Source organism: Loigolactobacillus jiayinensis (assembly GCF_003946445.1).
GTDB lineage: Bacteria > Bacillota > Bacilli > Lactobacillales > Lactobacillaceae > Loigolactobacillus > Loigolactobacillus jiayinensis.
The window spans coordinates 1-7,245 of the sequence record NZ_RHOF01000096.1 but is presented as its reverse complement, the minus strand read 5'-3'; the positions used below and the strand labels follow the sequence as shown (position 1 = coordinate 7,245).

General features: G+C 39.1%; 5 protein-coding genes. All 5 read right to left on the bottom strand.

Annotation, left to right across the window (positions count from 1 at the left end; translation table 11 throughout):
- Positions 1–61: 61 nt before the first annotated feature.
- The 5 genes from EKM80_RS14315 to EKM80_RS14295 all read right to left on the bottom strand — a co-directional run bounded on the left by EKM80_RS14315 (position 62) and on the right by EKM80_RS14295 (position 7,159).
- Entirely contained in the window at positions 62–967 is a 906-nt protein-coding gene (locus EKM80_RS14315; RefSeq protein ID WP_125554335.1) for a lactate/malate family dehydrogenase, read from the bottom strand.
- Positions 968–996: 29 nt separating this feature from the next.
- Positions 997–2,340, bottom strand: coding sequence for a Na+/H+ antiporter NhaC family protein (locus tag EKM80_RS14310; protein WP_125554333.1), 1,344 nt, complete (start codon positions 2,338–2,340; stop codon positions 997–999).
- Positions 2,341–2,370: 30 nt separating this feature from the next.
- On the bottom strand, positions 2,371–3,552 hold the full coding sequence (gene megL / locus EKM80_RS14305; protein ID WP_125554330.1) for a methionine gamma-lyase: 1,182 nt from the start codon (positions 3,550–3,552) through the stop codon (positions 2,371–2,373).
- Positions 3,553–4,341: 789 nt separating this feature from the next.
- Positions 4,342–4,998: an EAL domain-containing protein gene (locus EKM80_RS14300; protein ID WP_225418901.1), complete on the bottom strand. Its 657-nt coding sequence runs from the start codon at positions 4,996–4,998 to the stop codon at positions 4,342–4,344.
- Between the two features lie 844 nt (positions 4,999–5,842).
- The gene (locus EKM80_RS14295) at positions 5,843–7,159 is read right to left on the bottom strand and encodes a C1 family peptidase (protein ID WP_125554326.1); all 1,317 of its coding nucleotides are present in this window, start codon (positions 7,157–7,159) and stop codon (positions 5,843–5,845) included.
- Positions 7,160–7,245: the final 86 nt, after the last annotated feature.

Sequence of the window (7,245 nt, the reverse complement as noted above, 5' to 3'; positions counted from 1 at the left end):
CTTAACTTCCAGTTCTGTCCAAAATTAGCTATCAACAGGATTTGACAAAGAGCCGTTATAGCTAAATTGTCGCAGTCATTTGTTTGATCTTATCAACTGACAGTCGCCATTTTTCTTGTTCAGCGGCATTTAATGGCACCGTGAAATCACGTTCAATTCCTTCACGCGTCACAACTGCTGGATGCCCCAGATAACATTGTTCCGCGACAGCGTAATTGGTAACCGGTAAAACTGCATGCGCATTAGTCGTAATTGCCGCAACTACAACAGCAGCCTGGTTGGCAATACCGTATGAGGTATAACCCTTGCCACTAATTGTTGTCCAAGCACCCTTGCTGGTCAGTTCCTCAAAGTGATCCAACTCAGTTTGCGTGAAGCGCTCAGTTAAGCCGTTTCCAGCAATACACACGCTTGACCACGCCACAAATTGTGAATTACCATGTTCGCCTAAAACATAACCGGTAACTGAATCCGTTGCCACCGCTAATTGCTCACTGACTGTGACCTGCATTCGAGCGGTATCCAACGTCGTTCCCGTGCCAAAGACACGTTTGTGCGGCAATCCGGTTAATTTCTGTAAGTACTGTGTGATCACATCGCACGGATTCGTAATATTGAGAATCAAACCTGTAAATTTATTAGCACGCAAGCGTGGCGCCCACTCGGCCACAACCGTTTTTGTATAATTCAGTTCCGCAAAACGATCAGTGCTATGCTGCAAGATTGAAATATCACCGGCCGCGAAAATGACTAAATCACAGGTGTTCACTTGTTCTACTGGTAAAGTCATAATTTTGACGCTACTATGTTGCCCAACTTGCCCCGCCATTAAATCATGACGCTCGGCCTCAGTCAGTTCACTATTTTTATCAAATAGTACTAATTCCGTGCATAGTTGTTGTCTAACAAGTGTATAGGCAACCGTACTACCAACATGACCAACACCAATAATGCCAATTCGTTTCATATCAATTATCCACCCTTACTGACAATAATTTAGACTGATTCTGCTACTTCACCAGATTCCACCACAACTGGTTGTTTGGTTGGCGAAAATTTTGTAAACAAGAAAATGTTGGAAACTACGAACAACACCATACAATACCAACTGTACGGCACAATCGCTGCGGCAGAAATACCGACGATCGACGACGCTAGCAATAATTGCGCCCCATACGGAATTATCCCCTGACCAACGCAAGAATAGATATCGAGAATACTAGCCGTATACGAAGGTGAAATAGAATAATTCTTAGCTAATTTTTTGGCGATGGGACCGGCAATCATAATTGAAACCGTGTTGTTCGTTGTGATGACATCTAACAGCAGAATCAAGAAAGCAATTGAAAATTTACCGCCGACTGGACCGTGTGCATGCTTAGTAATCTTTTCAAGCAACCAGTTAATACCGCCCATATGGTGCATTAACTGTGCTAGGCCGCCCACAATAATCGAGATGAATGAAACATCCGCCATCGACAACATGCCTTTGTGAATGGCGCTTAGTGCTTGAATCCCAGAAAAATCACCAGTAGCTACACCAATAACCACAGCAGTCGTAATCCCTAAAATTAACACGATCAGCACATTAATGTTCATAAAGGAAGCCACAATCACGACAATGTAGGGCAGCACCTTGATCCACTCGATCGCCCCTAATTCACCGACATTGATTTCACCAACATGAACAAACATCAATAGAATCGTAGTGATAACGAAGGCCGGTATCACAATAACTGCATTGGTTTTAAACTTTTCAAATATCGTCACATCTTGTGTTTTTGCCGAAATAATTGCCGAGGCCGAAATCAACGATAGGTCATCGCCAAACATCGCTCCACCAATCACAACACCAGCTAACAACGGCAAACTAATATCTGCCATATTCCCAATATTAGCGGCAATCGGCATTAACGCAGCTACGGTACCCATTGAAGTCCCCATCGCAAAGCTGATCAGACAACCAAGAATAAAAATACCTGGAATCAAAAAGCTTTGTGGCAGAAAGGTTAAGCCAATATTTGTAACCGTGTCAACGGCGTGCATCGACTTAGTCACATAATAAAATGCACCTGCCAGCATAAAGATCACAATCATCAGAATCATTGTTTCCTGACCGGCACCTTTACAAAATACAACTAGTTTATCCGCGAATATATCCTCTTTATTGTTACCTTTCAATAAAAAGGCAACTCCGCACGCCAAGATCATAGCAACTAAAAGCGGTAGTGAATCAAAATTTCTGGTAATTAACCCAGAGCTAATATAAATGACCAAGAAAAAGATCAGGGGAACTAAACCAATAAAGTTTCCTTTTTCAACATCAACTTTCTTCTTCATAGCTCACCAACTTTCTCAACAAGCTATAGATTACAGTTGCGTCAAGGCCTGATCGAGATCATCTAGTAGATCTTCTACATCCTCTAAACCAATTGATAATCGAACTAAACCTTCAGAAATACCCGCTTTTTCTAAGTCTACTGCTGAATACGTTGCGTGCGTCATACTAGCTGGATGTTCGATCAAAGTTTCTGCATCCCCTAGACTGACCGCTAATGTCATCAATTCAACAGCATTGATCAGCTTCTCCCCAGCTGAACGACCGCCCTTTAATTCAAATGAGATCATTGCCCCTGGTAAAGCCATTTGCTTCTGTGCAACGGCGTAACCGGCAAAGCTCTTCAAGCCAGGATAATAAACCTTGTTAACTTGTGGATGAGTATCTAAAAATTCAGCGATTCGCTGTGCATTTTTAACGTGTTTTTCCATCCGAATATCCAACGTTTTCAAGCCACGGCTAACTAAGAAAGCGTCAAATGGCGAAATAATTGAGCCGGTCATATCTTTCATACCGACCATTCTGATTTGATCAAGCAAGGCTTTCTTACCCGTGATTGCTCCGGCAACAACATCGCCATGACCGTTGATATATTTGGTTGCTGAATAAACCGCAATGTCCGCACCTAACTGGATCGGTTGCTGGATATAAGGCGTTGCAAATGTATTATCAACCACAAAAATTAGATCATGTTCCTTGGCAATTTTTGCAATTGCTTGAATATCAGAAACATCGAGGGTTGGATTAGCGGGTGTTTCAACATAAATCATTTTAGTATTGGCTTTAATATTGTCAACAATCGTTTGAGTATCGGTTGTATCAACAAAACTGAAATCAACATTATATTTGCGCAGTCCTTCATCAAATAATGAATGCGTACAACCATAAACAACTTTTGAGGAAATAACGTGGTCGCCAGCTTTAAGCAATGTGTGCATTGTTGAACTAATTGCACCCATACCAGAAGCAGTGAACAACGCAGCTTCGGATCCTTCTAAGGCCGCTAATTTGCCTTCCAATTCCATCTCAGTTGGATTGCCCAGGCGGGTGTAGATAAAGCCATCTTCCTTACCAGCAAAACGGTTAGCCCCTTGTTCCGCGTTATCAAAAACAAAAGTAGATGATTGATAAATCGGTGTTGTCAGTGCACCAGCCGAATTTTTAATATGGCCACCATGAATCTGTCGTGTTGCAAACCCGTATTCCTTACTCATTATAAATCATCCTTTCTTTTCGCTACGTCTAATTTATATCATCTATAGTTCGCATTGTAAACGCTTTCTATATTACGTTTTGCTGATATAGTTCTTAAATAAGGACGGACTATACGTATGGAAAGCTCATGGATTTTTTAATATTCTAAAAAAGCTAAACCGAACTTATTACGAAGTAGCCCAACTGTAATTTATAAAAAATAGCGCGTGTAGCTACTGCTTTATCAGTCTATGCTTTCACTTTCTGCCTAATCGCGTATGTAGACTTCAGTAATTTAATTATGTGAATATTACGCCTTAATTGGGGAATCCACTGATACTCGCATAACCTAAGTTACACTATTTAAAATCACTATCTTGGTTTATTTTATTTAGCCGCAGCTCACGAATCTTTTTACTAAGTGAATTAGAATAGCCTCTTAACTAACAATTATTATTCTTTTCTATTTAATATTAGTTGTATTAAAAAATGATTCCATAACTAATTTAAAATAGAAAAACATCTTTATCCGCTAGTATGCCTAAATCGTTGTCTCTAAATGAATAATTGCTCATTTAATTAATCCATTTATAATGTTCGCTCTAGAAATAGACCTTTAATATTAGCTTTTTTCAGTTTAATTTTAAAGCGTTATGTGATTTAAATCACAAATGAGGCTATTTTATAATTGCCAGTTCCTGGTAAAAAAATAAGCACTCACTGAAATGCCAATTTAGCATAGCCAGTGGTTGCTTGTTTTTATCCATTAGCGAATTCGCCAATAAAATTGAGTAAAGAGCGCTTTTCACCTAATAAAATCGATGCGGCCGATCATAGTAATATCCTTGGCGTAAATTCACTCCCAGTGTATCCGCTAGCGATAAATCTTCCTGGGTTTCGATACCTTCTAAAACAAAATCTTTAGCCTCACTAATCGCTAAGTGTTCCCAAAAAACTAGCCGCTGATAGCTATCTTCGCCACTATCATCAAAATTCTGTAAAGCAAACTTCATTTCACTGGCATATGGCAATAAAGGTTTAATACACTCAATATCATTCTTACCACTACCGACATCATCTAAACTTAATTTTAATCCCTGACTGGTCAAATAACGTGCCGTATCGATTAAATCCGTATTGTAAATCACCGCACCGTTATCACGTTCTGTCAATTCGATAATTAATTGTTGTTGTGGTGTTCGCTGTTGTACAGCAATCAACGCTTGTATCATCTCGTGATCAATAAATTGATCATGATCCAGATTGATCATTGCATTGGCCGCTATCGGTAAATGCGCCACGGCTTCAGTCACAATTGCTGCAAAAAAATCAGGTGCCAGCATACTAAAATCTAGTGGTACGCGCCACTGACCAGCAACTTGTTCGCGCAACAACAATTCATAGCCATCCATTACACTGCGCCGACGGTCATAACAACCCTGTCGAAACAAGCGATACTTATTCAACTCCCCAGCCCCCATAGCTCATTTTCCTAATATTGCAGACCAATCTTTGCGGTTAATAACACTCTAATTTATTGCCCTATTATATAATTTACGTTATTTTAGCCACAAAGATTTTCTTCAGCTCACAATCTACTAGTCTGATCGAATACTTAGATTATAAAAAACGCATCCAAAACCTAAGTGGACAAATAAGTCTAGACTGGTATATGAAATCAAATTGTTTTATAAAAAATTGTCGTGCCATCTAAAGCGAAAAATATATTATTATATTTTTTTACTAAATTAGCTATTGACAGCGTTGACATTTACTTTGTTTTTGTCAATAAGTCCTTTTAAATCATCATAATTAGAAACTTTTTTTACTGATGTCTTCAAGGCTGTCCTTCAAAATAATGTAATTTACAAATTCGATTATTAGAATATATAGATACCTTCACGTTGGCGATTAAGGCGTTACTTTCCAACAGTAATCCAGAGTATAATTTTTTAATATAAGTTATTTTATCACATCTATAAATATAAATAAATATGCCAAGTTAAAAACAAGTCAATTATTTATATATAATTATTTTAAATATTGCGATTTTTATTCAAACTCATTATTTACAATAATTGGTATACTTAATCAATAAAATAATTTATAAATACTCATAATAACTTTAAGCTTATACCCAGGTCTTAAGCTATTCGCAATGAGCGCAATTATACTTTTAATTCTGAAAATAACTCATTTTGATTAAAAAAATAGCGCTAAGTCAAAATTGACTTCAGCACCATTGCTCATTTAATCACTAGCTGATTATTCTAATTAACTTATTAAACTTTTGGTTTCAACAGGGCGTAGTTACGCCATCGAATCCCACGGTGTTAATTCAGTCGGTTTACTTTGTAGTATTTGTTGCAGATCAGCGCTTAAAAACTTGTGATTGATCACCACATGATAAACGTAATCATCAAACCACTGATCACTCATAACAAAATAACCATCAGCACCCACTTTTTCACCCCAGCTATTTTCAACCTTCCATTTAGTTGGTTGATTGTCCACCAGATCGACCCCCGTAAAGGTCATCGCGTGAGAAACTGCTGCTTGCTTATATTGTAGTCGCTCTTTTTTGCTCAACTGTAGATCAGTGTCAAAGAGTTGGTCGTAATTGAACAGATGGCTGTCTAACAGCCCTTTTGTACGACTCATTTGTTCTAGTACATCGTTGCCGAACCAAATCGTTTCGCCAGCCTTTAATTGAGCAATCGTTAACGACTTAAACGTAGCTAAATCAACGTTTAGGAACGTAACATGTTGCCCACCAAGCACGTTATCTTCCATTGGTAGCGTGTAAAGTTGGTTAAATGGCTTGTCTGGCGAGTTGATCACCGTGATGTAATCATCTAAATCACGGCTTAAATAGCTGGCAGCAAAGCTTTGTGGTGTCAAATCATTAATGCGGTGATATTTTTTATCATCATCACGGTAACTGAAATCGAAGTGCTCAACTGGCGTTCCGAAAGCATAGGCACAGATCCGATAAATCACAGTCAGCATTTTTTCTTTAGCCGCTGCTAAGTCAGCCGCACTGGCACCATCTGCTACTAACTGGCGTAATGCTACGGCATCCTTGCGTAACCGCAAATTAAGTACTTGGTTGAATTCAGTCGTGTTTTCACTTGCCTGTGTTTCTGGCATTACTGATTTAGGTACCAAGCCGTATTTCTTGATCAAAGCGGCCGCGTTATCCCACTGGCCGCCATCGCCGTTAGGCCCCTCTAACAACCAAGTGACCATTCGACTATCGGCAGCTTGATCAGCAGTAGCAATGATATTCTCATAGAAGGCATTAGCTTTTTCAAAACGATCCCAGAATGATAAATAGTTTTCAGAAAACTCAAAGTCTTTCAGCTTGTACTTAACAGCAACCTCATGCCGCAATGTATTTAATGTTGAAAAAAGCCAGCAGCGACCACTATGCTTTTGGTTAGACACTTTTCCCGTTGGTAGTTCTAGTGAAAATGTGCGCGCCAACTGGGATTGTACGTTACTATCTTCACTAGTAGCATTGATACCATTATTCATCACTGACCGTTGTACAACTCGCGCTTGTGGCTGTGCCAACAGTGCCTGCTTGAAATGCATCTGTGCAGTAGTTGTAATTTCTCGACTCATAAAATCACTCCTCTAAAGTTAATGGCTCTATTTTAGCCGGATTTAAAATAGAAGTGCAACATAAATAAAACTAGACCAAAAGGGCC

Bases quoted from the DNA above. Each gene is read 5' to 3' on its own strand.
- EKM80_RS14315 (WP_125554335.1), bottom strand. From the start codon at position 967: ATGAAACGAATTGGCATTATTGGTGTTGGTCATGTTGGTAGTACGGTT.
- EKM80_RS14310 (WP_125554333.1), bottom strand. From the start codon at position 2,340: ATGAAGAAGAAAGTTGATGTTGAAAAAGGAAACTTTATTGGTTTAGTT.
- megL (WP_125554330.1), bottom strand. From the start codon at position 3,552: ATGAGTAAGGAATACGGGTTTGCAACACGACAGATTCATGGTGGCCAT.
- EKM80_RS14295 (WP_125554326.1), bottom strand. From the start codon at position 7,159: ATGAGTCGAGAAATTACAACTACTGCACAGATGCATTTCAAGCAGGCA.